We start from the raw sequence: 22,585 nt of genomic DNA, 5'->3' as shown, positions 1-22,585 counted from the left end.
GTAACGCACGTCACAGTCCAGGAGCGGCGATGAGCTTCAACCTGACCACCATCCTGCGCGAGTCCACCCTCGCCCACCCCGACAAGCCGATGCTGCGCCTCGGCCCGTCGACGCTGAGCTACGGCCAGGTCGACCAGCTCTCGGCCCAGGTCGCGGCGGGGCTGCGCGCGGCCGGGCTGCGGCGGGGCGACACCGTGGCCCTGCAGCTGCCCAACGTGCCGCAGTTCGTGCTCGCCTACTTCGGTGCGCTCCGGGCCGGGCTGACGCTGGTGCCGCTCAACCCGCTGCTCAAGGCGCCCGAGGTGGCCTACCACCTCTCCGACAGCGGCGCCCGGTTGCTGATCACCTTCGACGCGTTCGCCGACGAGGCGGTCAAGGGCGCGGCCGAGGCCGGCGACGTGCGGGTCTACGTCGTCCCGTCGCCCGGCGGCGGCGAGCTGCCCGCGGACACCACGCCGTTCGACGAGCTGGTCGCCGCCGGTGCCGGTGCCGACCCGGCCGACGTCGAGCAGATGTCCCCCGACGACACGGCCGTCGTCATCTACACCAGCGGCACGACCGGCCGGCCCAAGGGCGCCGAGCTCACCCACTTCCAGATGTTCATGGCCGCCACCGTCGCCGCGGAGACCTTCGGCTACGGCGACGACGACGTCGCGATGGCCGTGCTGCCGCTGTTCCACGTCTTCGGCCTGTCCAGCGTGATGAACAGCGCCGTCCGCGCCGGCGCGACCCTCGTGCTCGTGCCGCGCTTCGAGGTCGACGCCGTCCTCGACGCCCTCGAGCAGCACCGGGTGACGGTCTTCTGCGGGGTGCCGACGATGTTCGTCGCGCTGGTGCACGCCGACCTCACCGGCCGCGACGTGTCCACCCTGCGCGTCTGCGTGTCCGGCGGCGCCTCCATCCCCGGTGAGGTGATCCGCGGGTTCGAGGCCGCCTACCCCGGGACGACGATCCTCGAGGGCTACGGCCTGTCGGAGACCTCCGCGCTGGCCACCTTCAACCGCAGCGCCGAGGACCGGCGGGTGCTGTCGATCGGCAAGCGGCTCTACGGCTGCGAGGTGCGGGTCGTCGACCCCGACGACCGGGAGCTGCCCCCGGGTCCGGACAACGTCGGCGAGATCGTGCTGCGCGGGCACAACATCATGAAGGGCTACCTCGGCCGGCCCGAGGCCACCGCCGAGGCGATGCGCGGCGGGTGGTTCCACACCGGCGACCTCGGCCACCGCGACGAGGACGGCTTCTTCTACATCGTCGACCGCAAGAAGGACCTGGTCATCCGCGGCGGCTTCAACGTCTACCCGCGCGAGATCGAGGAGGTGCTGCACACCCACCCCGCCGTGCTCGAGGCCGCCGTCATCGGCCGGCCCGACGAGCGGCTCGGCGAGGAGGTCGTCGCCTTCGTCAGCCTGCGCCCGGGCAGTTCCGCGGAGCCCGGCGAGGTCGTCGCGTTCTGCAAGGAGCGACTGGCGGCCTACAAGTACCCGCGCGAGGTGGTCGTCATCGACGAGCTCCCCAAGGGCCCCAGCGGGAAGGTGCTCAAGACCGAGCTGCGGAACCGCTGAGGACGGTCTCCCGCAGCCACGAGAGGACGAGGGCGGCCAGGCGGTCGGGCACCTGCAGCTGCGGCACGTGCCCGACGCCGGCCAGCTCCTCGTAGCGCCAGTGCGGGTGCTGCCGGGCCACCTCGCGGGCGGCGTCCACGGGCACCAGGCGGTCGCGGTCGCCCTGCACCAGCAGCACCGGCGCGGCGACGCGGGTCATGGCCGCCCGGTAGTGGCGCGGGTCGAGGAGGATGCCCAGCAGCGAGCGGGCCGCCGTCAGGAAGGCCCGGTCCATGCCGGCGACGTCCTCCCGCTGCTCGAGCAGGGTGACCGCCCGGTCGACGACCGGCGCGGGCAGCTCGTCGGGGTCGACGCCCACCAGCTGCAGCATGGCGCGGACCCGGGTCAGCGGCGTCTGCCGCGACCGGCGCAGCCGCAGCACCCGCTCCCCCACGCCGGGGAGGGCGTAGAGCGCGAAGGTCGCGGCCACGAACGGGTCGAGGCGGCGGCGGCCCCCGGGCAGCGCGGGGTCGAGGAGCACCAGGCCGGTGACGCGGTCGCGCTCGGCCGCGGCGGTGAACAGCGAGACCATCCCGCCCATCGAGTTGCCGACGAGCACCGCCGGCTCGCCGACCACCTCGTGCAGGAAGTCCCGCAGCACGCCGACGTCGGCCTGCACCGTCGTCCGCCGTCCGCCGGGCTCGCTGCGGCCGAAGCCGGGCAGGTCCAGCGCCCACACCCGGGCCGACGGCGTCAGCAGCGGGGCGAGCAGGTCCCAGTTGCCGTGCGAGCCGCCCAGCCCGTGCACCAGGACCACGGCCGGGCCGTCGTCGGCACCGCCGTAGTCGACCACGTGCACCGGACCGCCGAGGTCGACCGTCCGGCTCGTCCCGGGCTGTTCCACCTGTGCTCCTCCCGCCGTGTGTGCCGTCCGCACGGTCGCACGCGCCCGGTCCGCCCGCGCGCAGTGGGGTGCGTGCGACGGCTGTGGCGGGGGCCACAGCGGACGTATCAGGACCCCGCGCGCCGCCTCGGAGAAGTGTGGCCGGGACGCCACCGTGGTACCGGCCAGTACGGAGACGGCGACGGGGCCGTCCGGCGAGGAGGACGACGTGTCGCGACACCAGTACGACGGCCCGGGACTGCCGCTGTACCTCACCGAGGTCGGCCGGGCCTGCGCGGACTACGGGCTCTACCTCGCGGCCCGACCGCTGCTGCCCCGCCTGCCGGTGGGCGACGGACACCCCGTGCTGGTGCTGCCCGGCCTGATGGCCGACGACGCCTCCACCCGCACCCTGCGCCGGACGCTGCGCCGGCTCGGCTACCGCGTGCACGGCTGGCGACTGGGCCGCAACATCGGCCCGACCGCCGAGTGCGTGGAGGGCATGGCCCGCCGCATCGACGACCTCAGCGACCGCTACGGCCGGCCGATCAGCCTGGTGGGCTGGAGTCTGGGCGGCATCTTCGCCCGCGACCTCGCCCGCAAGGTGCCCGACTCGGTGCGCCAGGTGATCACCCTGGGCAGCCCCTTCGCGCTGCAGCGCGACAGCCAGACCCGGGCGAACCGGGTCTTCGAGCGGTACTCCCACCTGCACGTGGAGCGGCGCACGCTGCCGCTGGCGAGCGAGGCGACGCCGCTGCAGGTGCCGGCCACCTCGATCTACTCCCACCACGACGGGATCGTCGCCTGGCAGGCGTGCCTGGACCGGCTCTCTCCGCAGACGGAGAACATCGCCGTCTACGCCAGCCACCTGGGCATGGGCCACCACCCCGCCGTCATCTACGCGGTCGCCGACCGGCTGGCCCAGCCCGAGGGCACCTGGCGGCCGTTCCGCGCCCCACTGGCGCTGCGCCCCTGCTTCCCCCGCCCGGACGTCCCGGCGCCGCTCCCGCAGACCGCCGCGGCCGCCTGAGGCTTCCGGCACCTCGGCACCTCGGCACCGTCCCGTGTCGACCTGGGGTCGTCTCGACCCGCCTGAGACCACCCCAGGTCGACGCCGGGCGCGGGGCGAGGTGGGCGCGGCAGGGATCGAACCTGCGACCGCTCGCTTGTAAGGCGAGAGCTCTCCCGCTGAGCTACGCGCCCCGCCCGCCCAGCTTAAGGACCCCGCTGCCCCCCACCACTCGCACGCTCGCGGCGGGGCCCTGCAGCGGGGCCACCCGAGCGGGGTCCTTCCTCAGGCCGCGATCCTCGCGACGGCGTCCTTCCAGCCCGACTGCTCGCGCGCGTCGCCGGGCTGGTTGACCTCGGCGAAGGCGATCTTCCCCTCGGCGTCGACGAGGAAGGTGCCGCGCAGGGCCATGCCGGCCTTGTCGTTGAAGACGCCGTAGGCCTGGGCGGTGGCGCCGTGCGGCCAGAAGTCGCTCAGCAGCGGGAACTCCAGCCCCTCCTGCGCCTTGAACGCCTTGAGGCTGAACACCGGGTCGGTGCTGATGGCCACCACGGTGACGCCGGCGTCGGTGTAGGTGGCCAGCTCGTCGCGCAGCTGGCAGAGCTCACCGGTGCAGATGCCGGAGAAGGCGAACGGGTAGAAGACGACCAGCACCGGCCTGCCCCGCAGCTCGGCGAGGGAGACGACCTGGCGGTCCTGGTCGGGGAGGCTGAACTCGGGCGCGACGTCGCCGACGGAGAGGCTCATGCGCCCGATCGTGCCCCACCCCCGGCGACGGGCTGGAGCGGCCCCCTCGCAGGGGCCCGCCGCGAGCGTGCGAGCGGTGGGGGGGCGAGGGGGTCCCTCGTCAGCGGCGGCTCCGGGCCGCCTTCGGCGTGACCAGCCGGATGCCCGACCAGTCCTTCGCCGCGGAGATGCTGCTGGTCTGCGACAGGCCCGCGGTCGGCGCCACCTCGGTGACGTCGCCGGGCGCGACGTGGCCGGGCCGGCCCGACTTGGGGACCAGCAGCCAGACGACGCCGTCGTCGGCCAGCGAGGTCAGCGCGTCGGTCAGCGCGTCGAACAGGTCGCCGTCGTCCTCCCGCCACCAGAGGAGGACGACGTCGGCGACCTCGTCGGTGTCCTCGTCGACCATCTCGCTGCCGGAGGCCTCGACGATGGAGTCGCGCAGGTCCTCGTCGGCGTCCTCGTCCCAGCCGAGCTCCTGCACGACCATGCCCGTCTTGATGCCCAACCGGGCCGCCATGCCGGCGCTGCCCGAGTCGACGCTCATCCCTGGTGTTCCTCCGGAGGATCGATGGCCGCCGACCCGGCGCCGGCGCACGCGCGGCACCGGTCCCCGGGTGCACGCGGGGGTGTGTGGGGGCCGACGGCGGACACGACCGGCGGGGGTGCCACCCGCTGCCTGGTCATGTCACCCCTCTCGTGCCCGGACGCGCGGGGCCGACGGCGTCGGTCCGCGTGGGCAGGAGCGTAGGGCATGCCTGGTCAGGCGCAAGCGTTCCGCGGGGACCACACCACGCCGGTACCAGGCGGTACGCCGCCGACGCGCAGTGCTGACGTGACGCAGACCGCCCGGACGCGCGACGATGGGGGCATGAGCGCACCGCAGCAGGGTGGGGACCCCACCCGCGACGCCGGCCAGCCCCGCGCGGTCATCACCGACGGACTCCCCAGCCAGCTGGTCGACACCGACCCCGACGAGACCCAGGAGTGGGTGGAGTCGCTCGACAGCGTCGTCGAGCACGCAGGCCGCGGGCGGGCCCGCTACCTGATGCTCAAGATGCTGCAGCGCAGCCGTGAGCAGCAGGTGGGCGTCCCGTCCCTCCGCAGCACCGACTACATCAACACGATCCCGCCCGAGCGGGAGCCCTACTTCCCCGGCGACGAGGACACCGAGCGGCGCATCCGCGCCTACATCCGGTGGAACGCCGCGATCATGGTGCACCGCGCGCAGCGGCCGGGCATCGGCGTCGGCGGGCACATCTCCTCCTACGCCTCCTCCGCGTCGCTGTACGAGGTGGGCTTCAACCACTTCTTCCGCGGCAAGGACCACCCCGGCGGCGGTGACCAGATCTGGTTCCAGGGCCACGCCTCCCCCGGCATCTACGCCCGCGCCTTCCTCGAGGGCCGGCTCACCGAGGAGCAGCTCGACGGCTTCCGGCAGGAGGTCAGCCACCCCGGCGGCGGCCTGTCCAGCTACCCGCACCCGCGGCTCATGCCGGACTTCTGGGAGTTCCCCACCGTGTCCATGGGCCTCGGCCCTATGAACGCGATCTACCAGGCGCGGTTCAACCGTTACCTGCAGGCGCGCGGCATCAAGGACACCTCCGACCAGCACGTGTGGGCGTTCCTCGGTGACGGCGAGATGGACGAGCCGGAGTCGCTGGGCCTCATCGGCCTGGCCGCCCGCGAGGAGCTCGACAACCTCACCTTCGTCATCAACTGCAACCTGCAGCGCCTCGACGGCCCGGTGCGCGGCAACGGCAAGGTCATCCAGGAGCTGGAGTCCTTCTTCCGCGGCGCCGGCTGGAACGTCGTGAAGGTGATCTGGGGCCGCGAGTGGGATCCGCTGCTGGCCGCCGACCGCGACGGCGCCCTGGTCAACCTGATGAACCAGACGCCCGACGGTGACTACCAGACCTACAAGGCCGAGGACGGCGCGTTCGTCCGCGAGCACTTCTTCGGCCGGGACCCGCGCACCCGCAAGCTCGTCGAGGGCATGAGCGACAAGGAGGTCTGGGACCTCTCCCGCGGCGGGCACGACTACCGCAAGGTCTACGCGGCGTTCAAGGCGGCGGTGGAGCACAAGGGCCAGCCCACGGTCATCCTCGCCAAGACCATCAAGGGCTGGACGCTGGGCAGCCACTTCGAGGGCCGCAACTCCACCCACCAGATGAAGAAGCTGACCGCCGAGGACCTCGCCGCCTTCCGCGACCGGCTCTACCTGCCCATCCCCGACGAGCAGCTCGACAAGACCCTGCCGCCGTACTACAAGCCCGACCCGGACTCCGACGAGATGCAGTACATGCTCGAGCGGCGGCGGGCCCTGGGCGGCGCGGTCCCGCGGCGGCGCTCGGAGTTCAAGCAGCTCAAGGCGCCCGACGACAAGGCCCTCGACGTGCTGCGCCGTGGCTCCGGCAAGCAGGAGGTGGCGACGACGATGGCGTTCGTCCGCCTGCTCAAGGAGCTGCTCAAGGACAAGGAGCTCGGCCCGCGGTTCGTGCCGGTCATCCCCGACGAGGCGCGCACCTTCGGGATGGACTCGCTGTTCCCGTCGCAGAAGATCTACAACCCGGGCGGCCAGCGCTACACCTCGGTCGACCGCGAGCTGATGCTGGCCTACAAGGAGTCCGAGCAGGGCCAGATCCTGCACGAGGGCATCAACGAGGCCGGCTCGACGGCGTCGTTCACCGCCGTCGGCACGTCGTACGCCACGCACGGCGAGCCGATGATCCCGATCTACATCTTCTACTCGATGTTCGGGTTCCAGCGGACCGGCGACTCGTTCTGGGCCGCCGCCGACCAGATGACCCGCGGCTTCGTCCTCGGGGCCACCGCCGGCCGCACGACGCTCAACGGCGAGGGCCTGCAGCACGAGGACGGCCACTCGCTGCTGCTGGCGCAGACCAACCCCGCCGTCGTGTCCTACGACCCGGCCTTCTCCTACGAGGTCGGCCACATCGTCAAGGACGCGCTGGCCCGCATGTACGGCGAGGACCCCGGCGCGCCGCTCGGCGGGCACCGCAGCCCCGACGTCATGTACTACCTGACGGTCTACAACGAGCCGTTCCAGCAGCCGGCCGAGCCCGAGGGCCTGGACGTGCAGGGCCTGCTCGCTGGCATGTACCTCTACGCCCCCGGCTCCGGCGAGGGGCCGCGGGCGCAGGTGCTGGCCTCCGGGGTCGCGGTGCCGTGGGCGCTGCGGGCGCAGGAGCTGCTGCGCGAGGACTGGGGCGTGTCGGCCGACGTCTGGTCGGTCACGTCGTGGAACGAGCTGCGGCGGCAGGCCGACGAGGTCGGCGAGCACAACCTGCTGTACCCGGAGGACGAGCCGCAGGTGCCCTACGTGACCCAGCGGCTGCAGGACGCCGAGGGCCCGGTCGTGGCGGTGTCGGACTGGATGAAGGCCGTCCCCGACCTCATCGCGCCGTTCGTCCCCGGCGGCATGGCCACCCTGGGCACCGACGGGTTCGGCCTGTCCGACACCCGCCCGGCGCTGCGGCGGCACTTCCACGTGGACGCCGAGAGCATCGTCGTCCGCACGCTGGCCTCGCTGGCCGACCGCGGCCAGGTCGACCGGGCGCGAGTGCGCGAGGCGGTGGAGAAGTACCAGATCCGCGACGTCCGCAAGGCGCCGGAGGAGCAGCGGTCGGACCCCAGCCCGGCCACCTGAACGAGGACCCCGTGAGAGACGACGGCGGCCCGGGTCTGCGGGTCGCCGTCGTCGGCGGCGGGGTGGTCGGCCTGACCTGCGCCCTCGAGCTGGCGCGGGCCGGGCACCGGGTGCAAGTGCACGCCGCCGACCCGCCGGAGGCCACGACCTCGGCCGTGGCCGCCGCGATCTGGTTCCCCTACCGGGCCGCGCCGGTGGACGCGGTGCTCCGGTGGGGCCTCGTCTCGCGGACCGTCTTCACCGCGCTCGCCGACGACCCGGCCACCGGGGTGACCCTGCGGCCGGGCACCGTCGTGCACCGGAACGGCGAACCCGACCTGTGGTGGACCGCCGGGCTGGCGCACCGGCCCGCCACCGCCGCCGAGCTCCCGCCCGGGGTGCCCGGCGGCACCCGCTGCACGGTGCCGGTCGTCGACACGGTCCGGTACCTGCCGTGGCTGGCCGGCGCCGTCCGGTCGGCCGGGGTGGAGGTCGTCCGCCGGCGGGTGGACCGGCTCGACGACGTCCCGGGCGACGTGGTCGTCGTGGCCGCCGGACTGGCCTCGGGTCCCCTGCTGGGCGACGACAGCGGCGTCCCGGTGCAGGGGCAGGTGGTGCGGCTGGCCGACCCCGGCCTGACCGACTGGCTGCTCGACGAGGACGGGCCCGACGGGCTGACCTACGTCATCCCCCGCGGCCACGACGTCGTCTGCGGCGGCACGGCCGTGGAGGGCGCCACCGGCACCGAGCCGGACCCCGACGTCGAGGCCGCCGTCCTCGCGCGGGCGCGGGCGCTGGTCCCCGCGCTGCGGGAGGCCCCGGTGCTGTCCCGCCAGGTGGGGCTGCGGCCGGGCCGGCCCACCGTCCGGCTCGAGCGCGTGGCGGAGGCAGGCCGGCCGGCGGTCGCCTGCTACGGCCACGGCGGCGCGGGCGTCACCCTCTCCTGGGGCTGCGCCGCCGACGTCGTCGCCCTGGTGTGAGGTGCGCCGGGCGCGGCCGCCCGCGCCCGGCGCCCTCGGTCAGGCCCGCTCGCGGTGGCGGCGGAGCAGGTCGGCATAGAGCCGGCCGCTGTCCTTCACCGTCCGCCGCTGGGTCTCGTAGTCGACGTGCACCAGGCCGAAGCGCTGCGCGTACCCGCGGGCCCACTCGAAGTTGTCCAGCAGCGACCAGGCGAAGTAGCCGCGGACGTCGGCGCCGCGGTCGACCGCCGTCGTGAGCGCGGCGAGGTGGCGCACCAGGTAGTCGACGCGCTCGGGGTCGTGCACGGCCCCCTCGGCGTCGACCTCGTCCGCCCACGCCGAGCCGTTCTCGGTGACCACCAGCGGCAGCCCCGGGGCGCGCTCGCCCAGCCACAGCAGCACCTCGGTGAAGGCCTCCGGGTTGATCCCCCAGCTCATGGTCGTCGTCGGCCCCTCGGGGTCGAGCTCCACGACGTCGTGCCCGCCGATGAACGGCGAGGGCCCCTTCCCCGCGGGGCGCGGGCCGGCCTGCACGGTGTTCTCGAAGTAGTAGTTGACGCCCAGCCAGTCCAGCGGCGCGGCGATCACCTCGAGGTCGCCGTCGCGCACCGGCAGCGGCGCGCCGGCGGCCTCGAGGTCGGCGACGACGTCGGCCGGGTAGGCGCCGTGCACGACCGGCTCGAGGAACACCCGGTTCTGCTGGCCGTCGAGCCGGCGGGCGGCGTCGACGTCGGCCGGCGCGTCGCTCGCCGCGCGCATCGGCGTGAAGTTCAGCGTGATGCCGAGGTCGGTGACCCCGGCCTCGCGCAGCCGGGCGGCGGCCAGGCCGTGGCCGAGCAGCAGGTGGTGCACGGCGCGGGCGCCGGCGACCGGGTCCTGCAGGCCCGGGGCGTGCTCCCCGGCCACGTGGCCGAGCAGCGCGCTGACCATCGGCTCGTTGAGGGTCGACCAGTGCCGCACCCGGTCGCCGAGGGCGTCGACGACGACGGCGGCGTAGTCGGCGAAGCGGGCCGCGGTGTCCCGGTCGGCCCACCCGCCGCGGTCCTGCAGCGTCTGCGGCAGGTCCCAGTGGTAGAGGGTCAGCCACGGGTCGACGCCGGCCTCCAGCAGGGCGTCGACCAGGCGGCGGTAGAAGTCCAGGCCACGCTGCTCCACCCGGCCGCTGCCCTCGGGCAGCACCCGCGGCCACGCCACGGAGAACCGGTAGGCCGACAGCCCCAGGTCGGCCATGAGCGCGACGTCGTCGCGGTAGCGGTGGTAGTGGTCGACGGCGACGTCGCCGGTGTGGCCCTCGAACACGCGGCCCGGGGTGTGGCTGAAGGTGTCCCAGATCGACCGGCCCCGTCCGTCCTCGTCGACGGCGCCCTCGATCTGGTAGGCCGCGGTCGCGGCGCCGAAGACGAAGCCGGGCGGGAACGACAGGCCGGCGAGGAGGTCCTCGCGCGGGGCGTCGGTCGTCATGGGGGAGGACCTCCGGGAGCAGGGAACGGTTCCCTGCGGGTCTACACCACGCCCGCGGCGGCCCTCCCGGCGGTCGCTCAGTCCTCGCTCCAGGACGGCCGGCTCGTGTCCACCTGCCAGACCAGGACGGGACCGTCCGCCGGGCGCAGCACCACGCCGTCGGGCACGCCGGGGCCGTCGTCCCCGACCCACAGGCGGGCGTCGGGCCGGCCCAGGTCCAGCCAGCCCCGCACGGCCCGGTGCACCGCGTGCGACGGCGGCGCGGCGGGATCGGCGGCCCGCAGGTACGTCTGCACCACCCGCGCCCCGTCGGGGCCGGCCACCTCGTCGTGGGCCAGCCCGGTCCCGGCCCGCAGCACGCCGACGTCCCCGGCGGACATCGGCGCGCCCGCCTCCCAGGCGTGGGTGAGCGAGCCGGCCAGCACCACCGCGACGACATCGACGGCCCGGTGGTCGTGGCGGCCGTAGCCGGTGGCCGGGCCCAGCCGGTCCTCGGTGACCCGCAGCAGCGGCCCGAGCGACCCGTCGCCCGGCTCGAGCAGGGTGCGGCCGACCAGGCCGGTCACCGCGGCGCCCCGCGCTCGGGCAGCGCCGCGGCGCCGCCGGGGAGGCCGCGGGCGACCAGCGCGACCGCCAGCGACCACGCCGTCCCCAGGGCCAGGCCGCCGAGGACGTCGGAGAGGAAGTGCACGCCCAGCCACATCCGGGTCAGCGCCACGAGGACGGCGAGGGCCACCCCCGCGAGGAGGGCGCCGCGGCGGGCGCGCGCGGTCAGCCGCGGCCAGGCCAGCACCAGCCCGACGGTGACCAGCGTGGCGATGCCCGAGGAGTGCCCGCTGGGGTAGGACAGCCCCTCGTAGGTCAGCCCGCCGTTCTCGAACGCCGGCCGGGCGCGGCCCACGAGCTCCTTGAGCGCGGTGGTCACCGGGCCGATGGCGGTGATCGCCAGGACCACCCACAGCAGCGTGCGCCACCGCCGGCGGCGGACCAGCCAGACCAGCGCGGGGAGGAACACCAGCACCCGGAACCAGGTGACCCCCGGCGTGGTGAGCACCTCCAGCAGCCCGCCAACCAGCGCACTGCGGTCGTCACCGGCGTAGAGCGACCGGCTGACCGCCTCGTCGAGGCGGGCCTGGGGGGCGAAGCCGGTCAGGACCCCCGCGCCCAGCACGACCAGGACGGCGACACAGCCGCCGATCGCGGCCCGCACCCGGCGGCGGGTGCGATGCGGGACGGGGGCCGGCGGGGTGGCCGGTGCGGTGACCGGTCCGGTGGGCTCCACTCCCCCACTCTCCCCGACCCGCCGGGCCGTGACACGCTGACCGGGTGGCCCACCGGGTGAGCGCCCACCCGCCGTCGGCGGCGACGCTGCGGCGGCTCGAGCGCGCCTCCGGGGCGATCGCCACCCGCGCGGTGGCGCGCATGGACGACGACCTGCCGTGGTTCCGCATGCTGCCCGCCGACCAGCGCTCCTGGGTGGGGCTGGTGGCGCAGGCCGGCATCGCCTCGCTCGTCGAGTGGTGCCGCCACCCCGGCCGCCCGCCCCGGCTCACCGGCGAGGTCTTCGGCGCCGCCCCCCGGGAGCTGGTGCGGGTCATGCCGCTCAAGCACACCGTCGACCTGGTCAAGCTCACCGCCGAGGTCATGGACGACCACGTCGAGTCCGTCGCCGAGCCCGGGGACGTCGACGCGCTGCGGGTGGCGGTGCTGCAGTACAGCCGCGAGGTCGCCTTCGCCACCGCGCACGTCTACGCCAGCTTCGCGGAGAACCGCGGCGCCTGGGACGCCCGGCTCGAGGCGCTGGTGGTCGACGCGCTGGTGCGCGGGGAGCGCTCGGAGGAGCTGCCCGGCCGCGCCGCGGCGCTCGGCTGGGCCGACACCAGCCCGGTGACCGTGCTGGTCGGCGCCGCCCCCGACGTCGGCGACGCGCACGCCGCCGTCCGCCGGGCCGCCCGCTCCCAGTCCTGCGAGGTGATGGTCGGGGTGCACGCCGACCAGCTCGTCGTCGTCCTCGGCGGGGCCGACGACGTGCGGACGGCGGCCGACCGGGTGGCCGAGGAGTTCGGACCGGGCCCGGTGGTGCTCGGCCCGGTGGTCGACCGGCTCAGCGACGCGGGCGGGTCGGCCGCCGCGGCGCTGGCCGGCTGGCGGGCCGCCCGCGCCTGGCCCGGCGCGCCCCGCCCGGTGCGGGCCGACGCCCTGCTGCCCGAGCGCGCCCTCGACGGCGACCCGCTGGCCCGTGCGGCGCTCACCGAGCGGGTGGTCCGGCCGCTGCGCGGCGCCGGCGGCGGGGTGCTCGAGACGGTGCGCGCGGTGCTCGCCGGCGGCGGCAACCTGGAGGCCAGCGCGCGGGCGCTGTTCGTGCACCCCAACACCGTCCGCTACCGGCTCAAGCGGGCCAGCGAGCTGACCGGCCAGGTGGCCACCGACCCCCGCGGCGCCTGGACGCTGCAGGTGGCCCTGGTCCTCGCCGACCTCGACGGCGGCCGCTCCCTCTGGCATTGACGGCCCCCGTGCAGGGGCCCGCGGCGAGCTTGCGAGCGGTGGGGGGCACGGGGGTCCTTCTAGTGGTGTCCACCACTGAACGGGCCCGCGACGGCGCGTCTGGGGCTCCGCTTTGGAGGGTTCCCACAGAAGACACCGGTGCGCTTTCGTGTGCGGCGGACGCGCGGGCGCCGGTGTCCTCTGACACGGTGGAGGACGTGCTGGCCGTCCTCGCCCCCGGACAGGGTGCCCAGAAGCCCGGGATGCTGACCCCCTGGTTGGAGCTGCCCGGCGCCGAGTCCTTCTTCCGCTGGGCCGGCGCGATCGCCGACGCCGACCTGCTGACGCTGGGCACCACCGGCGACGCCGAGGCCATCAAGGACACCGCGGTCACCCAGCCGCTGGTCGTCGCGATGAGCCTGTTCGTCGCCCGGGAGCTCGGCGGCCTGCCCGGTCCGGTCGCGCACTCGCCGCAGACCGGCCGCGACGTCGTCATCACCGGGCACAGCGTCGGCGAGCTCACCGCCGCGGCGCTGGCCGGCGTGCTGTCGGTCGAGGCCGCCATCGCGCTGACCGCCGTGCGCGGCCGGGCGATGGCCCGGGCGTGCGCGCTGACCCCCACCGGGATGTCCGCCGTCCTGGGCGGCGACGCCGACGAGCTGGCCGCCGCGCTCGAGCAGCACGGGCTGGCCCCGGCCAACCTCAACGGCGGCGGCCAGACCGTCGTCGCCGGGCCGCTCGAGGGCCTCGCCGCGCTCAAGGCCGCGCCGCCGGCGGGGGCGCGCGTGCTGCCGCTGTCGGTGGCCGGCGCCTTCCACACCCCCTACATGGCACCGGCCCGCGAGGAGCTCGAGGCGCTGGTCGGCGGCCTGCAGCCGGCCGACCCCAGCCGCCTGCTGCTGTCCAATGCCGACGGCGCCGCGGTCTCCTCCGGCGCCGAGGTGCTCTCCCGCCTGGTCACCCAGGTCACCAGCCCCGTCCACTTCGACGCGTGCCTGGCCACGCTGCGCGACCTCGGTGTCACCGCGGCCATCGAGCTCCCGCCCGCCGGCGCGCTGGCCGGCCTGGCCAAGCGCGAGTGGAAGGGTGCCGACATCGAGGTGCTCGCGCTGTCCGGTCCCGGTGACCTCGACCGCGCCCGCGCCCTCATCGACGCCGCCCGCGGCCGCCCCGAGCCCGAGCACCAGCCCGACTGGCGGGTCGTCGTCTCCCCCGTCCGCGGCACGGTCAGCCCCGCCGACGTCGCCGAGGGCACCCGGCTGCCGGCCGGCACGCCGCTGGGCCGCATCCGCAGCCGCCGCGGGGAGGCCGACGTCTCGGCCGGCTACGACGGCGTCCTCGCCGAGTGGCTGGTCCAGGACGGCGACCTGGTCGACGCCGGCGACCCCCTCGCCCGTCTCTACCCGGAGGTCTCCGCGTGAGCATCCACCTCAAGAAGGGCGCCCCCGGCACCCGCGTCCTCGGCCTGGGCTCCTACCGGCCCCGCCGGCGGGTGACCAACCACGAGCTCGCCCAGGTCATGGACACCAACGACGAGTGGATCCAGAGCCGGGTCGGCATCGCCGAGCGCCGCTGGGCCTCCGACGACGAGACGTTGGTGGAGATGGCCGTCGCGGCCGGCGGCAAGGCGCTGGCCGCCAGTGGCCTGGCCCCCGACGAGGTCGACCTGGTCGTGCTGGCCAGCGCCAGCCTCCGGGCCCCCATCCCCGGCATCGGCCCGCAGGTCGCCCACCGCCTGGGCATCCCCCGGCCGGGTGCCTTCGACCTCAACGCCGGCTGCGCCGGGTTCTGCTACGCCCTCGGGGTGGCCTCCGACGCCATCCGCGGCGGCTCGGCCCGCAACGCGCTGGTCGTCGGCGTCGAGCGGCTCACCGACGTCACCGACCAGACCGACCGCTCGACGGCGGTCATCTTCGCCGACGGCGCCGGTGCCGCGGTCATCGGCGCCTCCGAGGAGCCCGAGATCGGCCCGGTCGTCTGGGGCAGCGACGGCGACCAGTACAACGCCATCGAGATCGCCGCGGGCAGCTCGACGATGACGATGGCCGGCCAGGCCGTCTACCGCTGGGCCACCACCAAGCTGACCGACACCCTCGTCGAGGCCATGGAGGCCGCCGGCGTCGGCCCCGACGACATCGACGTGTTCGCCCCGCACCAGGCCAACCTGCGCATCGTGGAGTCGATGACCCGCAAGCTCGGGTTCGGCGAGAAGACCGTCGTCGCCCGCGACATCGTGCAGTCGGGCAACACCTCGGCCGCGTCGGTCCCGCTGGCGCTGAGCGCGCTGCTGGAGTCCGGCGAGGCCAAGAGCGGTGACCTCGCCCTCGTTCTCGGCTACGGCGCGGGCCTGACCTTCGCCGGCCAGGTGTTCCGCCTGCCCTGACGGGCACTGTGACCCCCGGACCCACCCGGGCCCGACGGCGGGCAGCCCCCGCCCCCCACCGAGAGAGAGGACCCCGCGTGAGCGAGGACATCCAGGCAGGTCTGGCCGAGATCCTGGAGGAGGTCGCCGGGGTCGCCCCCGCCGACGCCACCCCGGAGAAGTCGTTCACCGAGGACCTCGACGTCGACTCCCTGTCGATGGTCGAGATCGCCACCGCCGTCGAGGACAAGTTCGGCGTGGCCATCCCCGACGACGAGCTCGGCAACATCAAGACCGTCGGCGACGCCATCAGCTTCATCCAGAAGAACCAGTAGCAGGACCACCCTTCCCCCCATGCCGCGCGAGCTCGGCGTGGGTACCCGAAGGGTGGCCGGCCCCCCGGCCCCCGGCCGCACCGCTCCCAGGAGGAAACCGTCATGACCGACGTCGTCGTCACCGGCCTCGGCGCCACCACGCCACTCGGTGGTGACGTCGCCAGCACCTGGGACGCGCTGCTGGCCGGGAGGTCGGGGGTCAGCCGCATCACCGACGACTGGGCCAGCGAGTTCCCCGCCAAGCTCGTCGCCCGCCTCGCGCAGGAGCCGGCCGAGCAGATCGACCGGGTCCGCGCCCGGCGCCTGGACCGCAGCCAGCAGGTGGCCGTCATCGCCGCCGAGCAGGCGTGGCGGGAGTCCGGCGCGGCCGACGCCGGCGTGGCCCCGGAGCGGGTCGCCGTCGTCTTCGGCACCGGCATCGGCGGCGCGCTCACCCTGCTCGGCCAGGACGACGTCCTGGAGGCGAAGGGCCCCAAGCGGGTCTCCCCCTTCACCATCCCGATGCTCATGCCCAACGGCCCCGCGGCCGCGGTCGGCCTGGCGGTCGGCGCCCGAGGCGGCGTGCACGCCCCGGTGAGCGCCTGCGCCTCCGGTGCCGAGGCGATCCGCTGGGGGCTGGACCTGCTCCGCTTCGACCGCGCCGACGTCGTCCTGGTCGGCGGCGCCGAGGCGTGCGTGCACCCGCTGCCCATGGCCGGGTTCGCCGCGATGCGCGCGATGAGCACCCGCAACGACGAGCCCGAGCGCGCCTCGCGCCCCTTCGACAAGGCCCGCGACGGCTTCGTGCTCGGCGAGGGCGCCGCCGCCCTGGTGCTCGAGCGCGCCGACTCCGCCCGCGCCCGCGGCGCCCAGGTGCACGCCCGGCTGGCCGGCGCCGGCGCCACCGCCGACGGCTACGACCTGGTCGCGCCGCACCCGGAGGGCGAGGGCGCCGGCCGCGCCATCTCCGCCGCGCTGCGCGACGCGGGCCTGTCGGCCACCGAGGTCGGCCACGTCAACGCGCACGCCACCTCCACGCCGGTCGGCGACACGGCAGAGGCCGCGGCCATCCGCGACTCGGTCGGCGAGCACGTGCTGGTGACGGCGACGAAGAGCCAGACCGGCCACCTGCTCGGCGCCGCCGGCGCGCTGGAGTCGGTGTTCACCATCCTGGCGCTGCGCGACCAGGTCGTCCCCGCGACGGCGAACCTCGACGACCCCGACGACGACGCCGCCGTGCAGGCCCTCGACATCGTCCGCCGGGAGCCGCGGAAGGCCTCGTTCACCGCCGCGGTCAACGACTCCTTCGGCTTCGGCGGCCACAACATCGCGCTGGTCTTCACGAGCGCCTGAAGAAGGACCCCGTCCCCCTCACCCCTCGCAGGCTCGGGGTGAGCCTCCGGACGGGGCCACCCACCGGCTCCGCGGGGCCGGCCACCCCCACCGGCCCCGCGCCGGCCTCAGGAGACCCCGTGACCACGCTGCACGCCGTCCCGACGCTGCCCACCGCCGACCCGCGCGACCCCGAGGACCGACTGCTGCGCCTCCTCGACGCCGGGTCGGCGACCCTGCTGGCCCCCCGCGACACCTCCGGCGTCCTCGCCGCCCGCGGCACCGTGTCCGGCACTCCGGTGATCGCCTACTGCACCGACGCCACGGTGATGGGCGGCGCCATGGGCGCCGACGGCTGCCGGCACGTCGTCGACGCCATCGACACGGCGCTGCGCGAGCGGCTGCCGGTCGTGGGCATCTGGCACTCCGGCGGCGCGCGGCTGGCCGAGGGGGTCACCGCGCTGCACGCCGTCGGCGAGGTGTTCGCCGCGATGGTGCGCGCCTCGGGACGGGTGCCGCAGGTCTCCGTCGTCCTGGGCCCGGCCGCCGGCGGCGCCGCCTACGGCCCGGCGCTGACCGACCTGGTGGTCATGGGCCCGGCCGGGCGGGTCTTCGTCACCGGCCCCGACGTCGTCCGCTCGGTCACCGGCGAGGACGTCGACATGGAGAGCCTCGGCGGGCCCGACACCCACGGCCGCCGCAGCGGCGTCGTCCACGTGGTCACCGACTCCGAGGACGCCGCGCTGGGGACCGCGCGCCAGGCGGTCCACCTGCTGGCCGCCCAGGGCTCGTTCGCACCGGCCGCCGCCGAGGCCGACGTCGACCTGCGGGCGCTGCTGCCCGAGCGGACCAACCGCGCCTACGACGTCCGGCCGCTCGTGGCCGCCGTCCTCGACGGGCCCGGGCTGGAGCTGCACCCGCGGTGGGCGCCCAACGTGGTGACCACCCTGGGCCGGCTCGGCGGGCGGACGGTCGGCGTGGTCGCCAACAACCCGCTGCGGCTGGGCGGCTGCCTGGACTCGGCCTCGGCGGAGAAGGCGGCCCGCTTCGTGCGGATGTGCGACGCGTTCGGGGTGCCGCTGGTCGTGCTCGTCGACGTCCCCGGCTACCTGCCCGGCGTCGGCCAGGAGTGGGACGGCGTGGTGCGGCGCGGCGCCAAGCTGCTGCACGCCTTCGCCGAGGCCGTGGTGCCGCGGGTGACGCTGGTGACCCGCAAGGCCTACGGCGGCGCGTACATCGCCATGAACGCCCGCTCCCTGGGTGCCACGGCGGTGTTCGCCTGGCCGGGTGCGGAGGTCGCCGTCATGGGCGCCAAGGCCGCCGTCGGCATCCTGCACCGCAAGAGGCTGGCCGCCGTGCCGCCCGCCGAGCGCGAGGCCCTGCACGCGCAGCTGGCCGCCGAGCACGAGCGGATCGCAGGCGGGGTGGACCGGGCGCTGGAGATCGGCGTGGTCGACGAGGTGGTCGAGCCGAGCCGCACCCGGCGGGCGCTGGTGGCCGCGCTGGCCGGTGCACCGGCCGGCCGGGGAGCGCACGGCAACATCCCGCTCTGAGGGGGCGACGATCAGGTGACCTGATCGTCGCGCGTCCCAGCGGACGGTGGGCGGTCACGTGGGACACGCTGCGGTGCAGTAGGACGCCCGTCCGGGGGCGCACGAGAGGAGAGGCCCGCCACCGCTGCAGCGGTGGCGGGCCTCTCGTGAGGTCTCCCGGACGCCGCTTCCCCGACGGCGTCCGGTCGACCTGGTCTGGAGCCTACGACGAGTTCCCGCAGGTCCTCATCTCGTGTGCCCGGATCGTGACCTGCGTGTTCCCTCAGACGACCTGGTGCAGCCAGGTCGTCTGGCTGCCGTCGCCGGCGTAGCGGTACACCTCGAGGTCGGCGTCCCAGGCCGCGCCGAGGAGCTGATCGACGCCGTGGCGGAACGCCTCGACCGACGTGGCGGTCGCCGCGAGGGTGCGCAGCTGCTGCTCGGTGACCACGATGTCGCCGTTGGCGCTCGTCGGCGCGCGGAACACCCCGTGCCCGGGCACGTAGGACATCCGCTCACCGTCGTTGCCGTGGCTGGCCTCCTCGGTGACCTCGAAGCGCAGCATCGGCCACTGGCGCAGCGCGGCGACCAGCTTGGCTCCCGTCCCGGGGGACCCGGTCCAGGCGACCTCGGCGCGGTAGGCACCGTGCGCCGCGGGCTGGTCGGCCCACGACAGGGAGACCGGCGCGCCGACGACGCGTTCGAGCGCCCACTCGACGTGCTGGCAGAGCGCCTTCGGGCAGGAGTGCACGAAGACGACACCCTGGGTAGACCGTCGCTGCACGAGGCACCTCCATCGACTCGATCGGTCTCGTCTTCCCCAACGGACGATCGGTTCGGTGACAGGCTGTGGTCAGCGGCGGCGGATCAGGGCCTCCGGGGACAGTGTGCACGATGAGGTACCCGTCGCGCCAGTGCGGATGCGCCACATGCGTCAGAAGTGACGGGCGTGATCTCGGGCACGACGGAAGTGCTGGTCAGCGCCATACCACGACGGCGACCCCACCGTCCAACCCGGTCCGGGATCGTCCTGACGGTACACCGGCGGCGCCGTCACCAGGTGTCGCGGGACCTCGTGTCCCCTGCTGGACTCCATCGTTCCGGCATCACGGTCGGTGACCGCCACGCAGGACCGGTGACCACCCAAGGAGTTCGCGGACCCGGTCCCCGCCACGCCTGGGTCCGGTGTGCAGCCGCTGGGCAGGGATCACCTGGTCCGCGGGCGGGCAGCACGGCGGCCGGGACGGCGTCGTGGTGGCGCGGCGGTGGGTAGGGCCTCCGGCATGACCGGCGACCGGGGTGGGCAGGCGCGGCGGCACGGGCTGGCCGACGCCGGCCGGGACGTGGTGGGGCCGATGGTGCTCGACGCCTGGGACGCCTTCCTCGACCAGACCGCGGCCGTCGACCTCGGCCGGCCGACGCGGCTGCCCGGCTGGCGGGTGCACGAGGTGTGCGTGCACCTGGGCGCGTGGCCCGACCACGAGGCCCTGGCCGGCCTGGTCGCCTCGGCCCGCGCCGGTGGCACGGGGACGCCGGCCGACGTCGACGGCACCAACGCCCGGGTGACGGCGGCGCACCGCGACGCCCCGCGGGAGGAGGTGCTCGCCGCGCTGCGCCGCAACCGCGAGGCCACGGTCCGCTACCTGACCGAGGAGCCCGAGGAGCTCGACACCGCGCCCACGGTGTCCACGGTGGGCCGACTGCCGCTCCTGTCGGTGGTGCTCGGACAGGCCTACGAGCTCGCCGTCCACGGGCTCGACCTCGCGGACGCGGGCGCCCCTCCCCCGCCGGCATCGGTGCTGCAGTCCGGTCTCGCCGCGCTCGCCGACGTGACCGGGGCGCTCGCGGCGGCCGCGGGCATCACCGGCGGGGCGGCACTGGTCACCCCGGACGGCGGGTGGGGCTTCGCCGCCGACACCGGGGGCTGGACGGTCCGGCGCCTGGACGCCGGCCGCCCGCGCGGGGCCACCGTCGAGGCGCGGGCCGATGTGCTGCTGGCCGCCGCCTCGGGCCGGACCAACCCGGCCGCGGCGCTGGTGCGCCGGCAACTGCGCGTGCACCACCTGCCCGGACTGGTGCGGCTGGCCCCCATCGTGGAGTCGGCCCCGGGCATCCCCGGCGCCCCCGTGCTGGCGCTCGCCGCGCGGACCGTCGGGGGCGCCGGTGACCTGCTCGGCCGACTGCGCGGGCGCCGGTGACGCCCACGACCGGTCAGGTGCAGCCGCCGCCCAGGGAGACGCCCCTCGCGCTCAGCCACGGGATGGGGCTGACCCGGTTGGCGTAGAGACCGCCCTCGTGCACCTCGAAGTGCAGGTGCGGCCCGGTCGACTGGCCCTTGTTGCCGACCTCGGCGATCCGCTCGCCGGCACTGACCACCTGGCCGGCGGAGACGAAGAACTGGTTGACGTGGCCGTAGACGGTGACCCGGCCGTCGTCGTGCTGCACGTAGACGGCCTGGCCGAAGCCACTGGCCGGACCGGCCTGCAGGACGACACCCCCGGCGGGTGCGAACACCGGCGTCCCGATCGGGGCGGCGATGTCGATGCCGTAGTGCATGGTCCCCCAGCGGGCGCCGTAGCAGGAGGTCACCCGGCCGGTGGTCGGGGCGACCCCGCCCCCGGTGGACTGCACGGTGACCGCGGCGGCCTGCTCGGCCTGCTGCTGGGCCTCCCACGCGGCCTCGGCCTCGGCGATGCCTCGCAGGCGGAGCAGCTCGACCTCCGCGGCACGCAGCCGCCCGTCGAGCGCGGCCTTCTCCGCCGACAGCGCGTCGAAGTCGCCCTGGGCCTCGGCCAGCCGGGCGTCGGCGGCGGCCTGCGCCTCGGCGGCGACGCGCGCGGCGGCGTCCCGCTCCTCGACGGCGGCGCGGGCGGCGGCATCGGCCTCCTCCTCCTGCGCCTCGAGCAGCTCGAACTCCTGCAGCGTCTGCGCGCGCTGCACGCCGAGCAGGTCGAGGGTGGCCGCGCGCTCGAGCACCTCACGGGGGCCCTCGCTGTCCAGCAGCACCGTGACGTCTCCGCCGAGTTCCCCGCCGCTGCCCATGTAGGCCTCGCGGCCGAGCTCGACCACCTCGTCCTCGGCAGCGGCGACCGCGTCGCGCGCGGCCTGCAGCTCCTCCGCGGCGCGGGTGGCGGCCTCCTGCGCGCCGGCCAGCTCCGCCTGGGCGACGAGCGCGGCGTCGGCGGCGGCCTCGGCCTCGACCGTCATCCGCTGCAGCGCCTCCTCCGCTGCGGCCACCTCCGCCGTCATGCGGTCCACCTCGGCGACGAGGTCGCGCTCCGCGGCCTCCGCGGCCGCGACGTCGTCCTCGGGGGCGGCCAGGCCGGGCGCGGGTGCCGTCAGGACCACCCCGAGGGCGATCCCGGCGGCGAGCACGGCGCGGCCGAGACGGCGGGGCAGGACGGGGCGGGCGCCGAGGGCGGTGCGGTGGTGCAGGGTCGCCAAGAGGGCGTCTCTCCGTTCCTCGCGGCCGCCCGTCGGGCCGTCGGGTGCACCCCACCAGGGCGCGCCCGTACCCGCGTCCGGCGTCCGCGGGCGTGACCGATCCGGGGACTCCCAGAGGTCCCCGGTCCCCCGGCGCGCAGGCCGGGCAGTCAGGCGGGGCCTGCCCGGGGCCCTCGGTTCGAGGAGCTGAGGCCCGGCAGGACCGCGGGAGAACCTACACGGCCGCCCCATCCCCAGATCACGGAACGGTGACGATCCCGGCGCGCCTGTTTGCGCGTTCAACCTCCTCACCTGCGGCGTTCACGGGACGTGCGGACCAGTGCACCGTGTGCCACACCATGTCTCCCTGGCAGGTCGCGGTACCGCTCAGTGCCGCAGCTCACAGCTCCGTCACAGGATCGGCGGGCACCCTGGCCGGCCGGACCGGCACGCAGCAGGAGGAACCACATGGACGACCCCACCCCGGTGCAGGGCCCGCCGATGCGGGCGGCCGACAGCGACCGGGCGGCCACGGTGCACCGGCTGCAGGACGCCGTCGCACGGGGGATGCTCACGCCGGACGAGGGCAGCGACCGGATGGCCGCCGCCTTCGCCGCCGTCCACCTGCGCGACCTGGCGCCGCTGACCGCCGACCTCCCGCCGCTGGCGCCCGACCGGACCGCGCCCGGCTGGCGGCCGCTCGGACTGCTGGCCTGGGAGCAGGTGCGAGCGACGGTCACCACCGCCCGTGGTGGCGGCCCGGCCGCGCTCCGGCTCGCGCTGCTGGCCGTCGTCGCGCTCGTCGTCCTCGTGGCGCTGGGCTCGATGACGCTGCACGCGCTGTTCGACGGCGGCCCCGGTGGCTTCGACCGCTGGGACGGCCCCCGCAGCCCGCGCTGAGGTCCGGTCA

General features: G+C 75.5%; 20 protein-coding genes and 1 tRNA gene. 12 read left to right on the top strand and 9 right to left on the bottom strand.

Annotated elements, in window-relative coordinates; translation table 11 throughout:
• The first annotated feature begins 29 nt into the window (after window positions 1-29).
• The gene (locus tag LY71_RS17025; protein WP_106279807.1) at window positions 30-1,562 is read left to right on the top strand and encodes a long-chain-fatty-acid--CoA ligase; all 1,533 of its coding nucleotides are present in this window, start codon (window positions 30-32) and stop codon (window positions 1,560-1,562) included.
• Here the strand turns inward: LY71_RS17025 and LY71_RS17020 are convergent.
• The gene (locus LY71_RS17020; RefSeq protein ID WP_245887973.1) at window positions 1,537-2,445 is read right to left on the bottom strand and encodes an alpha/beta fold hydrolase; all 909 of its coding nucleotides are present in this window, start codon (window positions 2,443-2,445) and stop codon (window positions 1,537-1,539) included. The two genes, LY71_RS17025 and LY71_RS17020, sit on opposite strands and share 26 nt — an antisense overlap.
• Before the next feature lie 208 nt (window positions 2,446-2,653).
• On the opposite strand from LY71_RS17020, the gene LY71_RS17015 reads away from it, so the two are divergent.
• Window positions 2,654-3,454, top strand: coding sequence for an esterase/lipase family protein (locus tag LY71_RS17015; RefSeq protein ID WP_211297394.1), 801 nt, complete (start codon window positions 2,654-2,656; stop codon window positions 3,452-3,454).
• A gap of 101 nt (window positions 3,455-3,555) precedes the next feature.
• Here the strand turns inward: LY71_RS17015 and LY71_RS17010 are convergent.
• From LY71_RS17010 to LY71_RS17000, 3 genes are all read right to left on the bottom strand, one after another.
• Window positions 3,556-3,627: transfer RNA gene (locus LY71_RS17010), tRNA-Val, on the bottom strand.
• Between the two features lie 91 nt (window positions 3,628-3,718).
• On the bottom strand, window positions 3,719-4,180 hold the full coding sequence (locus tag LY71_RS17005) for a peroxiredoxin (protein ID WP_106279805.1): 462 nt from the start codon (window positions 4,178-4,180) through the stop codon (window positions 3,719-3,721).
• A gap of 100 nt (window positions 4,181-4,280) precedes the next feature.
• Window positions 4,281-4,706 carry a DUF3052 domain-containing protein gene (locus tag LY71_RS17000; RefSeq protein WP_106279804.1) on the bottom strand — a complete coding sequence of 142 codons (426 nt, stop codon included), beginning with the start codon at window positions 4,704-4,706 and terminating at the stop codon, window positions 4,281-4,283.
• 324 nt (window positions 4,707-5,030) lie between these two features.
• On the opposite strand from LY71_RS17000, the gene aceE reads away from it, so the two are divergent.
• Together aceE and LY71_RS16990 are read left to right on the top strand one after the other, a co-directional pair.
• A complete protein-coding gene (gene aceE, locus LY71_RS16995) occupies window positions 5,031-7,829 on the top strand; it encodes a pyruvate dehydrogenase (acetyl-transferring), homodimeric type (RefSeq protein WP_106279802.1) in 2,799 nt (932 codons plus the stop codon).
• Between the two features lie 11 nt (window positions 7,830-7,840).
• On the top strand, window positions 7,841-8,788 hold the full coding sequence (locus LY71_RS16990; RefSeq protein ID WP_245887972.1) for an FAD-dependent oxidoreductase: 948 nt from the start codon (window positions 7,841-7,843) through the stop codon (window positions 8,786-8,788).
• A gap of 39 nt (window positions 8,789-8,827) precedes the next feature.
• On the opposite strand, the gene LY71_RS16985 is transcribed toward LY71_RS16990, so the two are convergent.
• The 3 genes from LY71_RS16985 to LY71_RS24525 all read right to left on the bottom strand — a co-directional run bounded on the left by LY71_RS16985 (window position 8,828) and on the right by LY71_RS24525 (window position 11,510).
• Window positions 8,828-10,228, bottom strand: coding sequence for a GH1 family beta-glucosidase (locus LY71_RS16985; RefSeq protein WP_106279800.1), 1,401 nt, complete (start codon window positions 10,226-10,228; stop codon window positions 8,828-8,830).
• A gap of 77 nt (window positions 10,229-10,305) precedes the next feature.
• Window positions 10,306-10,794, bottom strand: a complete 489-nt coding sequence (locus LY71_RS16980; RefSeq protein WP_106279798.1) for a pirin family protein — start codon at window positions 10,792-10,794, stop codon at window positions 10,306-10,308.
• Window positions 10,791-11,510, bottom strand: coding sequence for a phosphatase PAP2 family protein (locus tag LY71_RS24525; protein WP_281261619.1), 720 nt, complete (start codon window positions 11,508-11,510; stop codon window positions 10,791-10,793). The genes LY71_RS16980 and LY71_RS24525 overlap by 4 nt, the downstream gene beginning before the upstream one ends.
• A 44-nt stretch (window positions 11,511-11,554) precedes the next feature.
• Here LY71_RS24525 and LY71_RS16970 point away from each other — a divergent pair, with 44 nt between their 5' ends.
• The 6 genes from LY71_RS16970 (at window position 11,555) to LY71_RS16945 (ending at window position 18,273) form a co-directional block, all read left to right on the top strand.
• A complete protein-coding gene (locus tag LY71_RS16970) occupies window positions 11,555-12,733 on the top strand; it encodes a PucR family transcriptional regulator (protein ID WP_106279795.1) in 1,179 nt (392 codons plus the stop codon).
• Window positions 12,734-12,906: 173 nt separating this feature from the next.
• Window positions 12,907-14,133: an acyltransferase domain-containing protein gene (locus LY71_RS16965; RefSeq protein ID WP_245887970.1), complete on the top strand. Its 1,227-nt coding sequence runs from the start codon at window positions 12,907-12,909 to the stop codon at window positions 14,131-14,133.
• Window positions 14,130-15,095, top strand: a complete 966-nt coding sequence (locus LY71_RS16960) for a beta-ketoacyl-ACP synthase III (RefSeq protein WP_211297393.1) — start codon at window positions 14,130-14,132, stop codon at window positions 15,093-15,095. The genes LY71_RS16965 and LY71_RS16960 overlap by 4 nt, the downstream gene beginning before the upstream one ends.
• 77 nt (window positions 15,096-15,172) lie before the next feature.
• Entirely contained in the window at window positions 15,173-15,409 is a 237-nt protein-coding gene (locus LY71_RS16955) for an acyl carrier protein (protein ID WP_106279793.1), read from the top strand.
• A gap of 102 nt (window positions 15,410-15,511) precedes the next feature.
• Window positions 15,512-16,741: a beta-ketoacyl-[acyl-carrier-protein] synthase family protein gene (locus LY71_RS16950; protein ID WP_106279791.1), complete on the top strand. Its 1,230-nt coding sequence runs from the start codon at window positions 15,512-15,514 to the stop codon at window positions 16,739-16,741.
• 119 nt (window positions 16,742-16,860) lie between these two features.
• Complete coding sequence (locus LY71_RS16945) at window positions 16,861-18,273, top strand: acyl-CoA carboxylase subunit beta (RefSeq protein WP_106279789.1); 1,413 nt, start codon at window positions 16,861-16,863, stop codon at window positions 18,271-18,273.
• Window positions 18,274-18,535: 262 nt separating this feature from the next.
• On the opposite strand, the gene LY71_RS16940 is transcribed toward LY71_RS16945, so the two are convergent.
• The gene (locus tag LY71_RS16940) at window positions 18,536-19,036 is read right to left on the bottom strand and encodes a DUF3145 domain-containing protein (RefSeq protein ID WP_106279787.1); all 501 of its coding nucleotides are present in this window, start codon (window positions 19,034-19,036) and stop codon (window positions 18,536-18,538) included.
• Window positions 19,037-19,535: 499 nt separating this feature from the next.
• On the opposite strand from LY71_RS16940, the gene LY71_RS16935 reads away from it, so the two are divergent.
• Window positions 19,536-20,450, top strand: coding sequence for a maleylpyruvate isomerase N-terminal domain-containing protein (locus LY71_RS16935; RefSeq protein WP_106279785.1), 915 nt, complete (start codon window positions 19,536-19,538; stop codon window positions 20,448-20,450).
• 13 nt (window positions 20,451-20,463) lie between these two features.
• On the opposite strand, the gene LY71_RS16930 is transcribed toward LY71_RS16935, so the two are convergent.
• A complete protein-coding gene (locus LY71_RS16930; RefSeq protein WP_245887968.1) occupies window positions 20,464-21,696 on the bottom strand; it encodes a M23 family metallopeptidase in 1,233 nt (410 codons plus the stop codon).
• 447 nt (window positions 21,697-22,143) lie between these two features.
• Here LY71_RS16930 and LY71_RS16925 point away from each other — a divergent pair, with 447 nt between their 5' ends.
• Window positions 22,144-22,575 carry a DUF1707 SHOCT-like domain-containing protein gene (locus LY71_RS16925; protein WP_106279781.1) on the top strand — a complete coding sequence of 144 codons (432 nt, stop codon included), beginning with the start codon at window positions 22,144-22,146 and terminating at the stop codon, window positions 22,573-22,575.
• The last annotated feature ends 10 nt before the right edge of the window (window positions 22,576-22,585 follow it).

The organism is Geodermatophilus tzadiensis, from assembly GCF_003002915.1.
Lineage (GTDB): Bacteria > Actinomycetota > Actinomycetes > Mycobacteriales > Geodermatophilaceae > Geodermatophilus > Geodermatophilus tzadiensis.
This window is presented reverse-complemented; position numbering and strand designations above follow the sequence as displayed.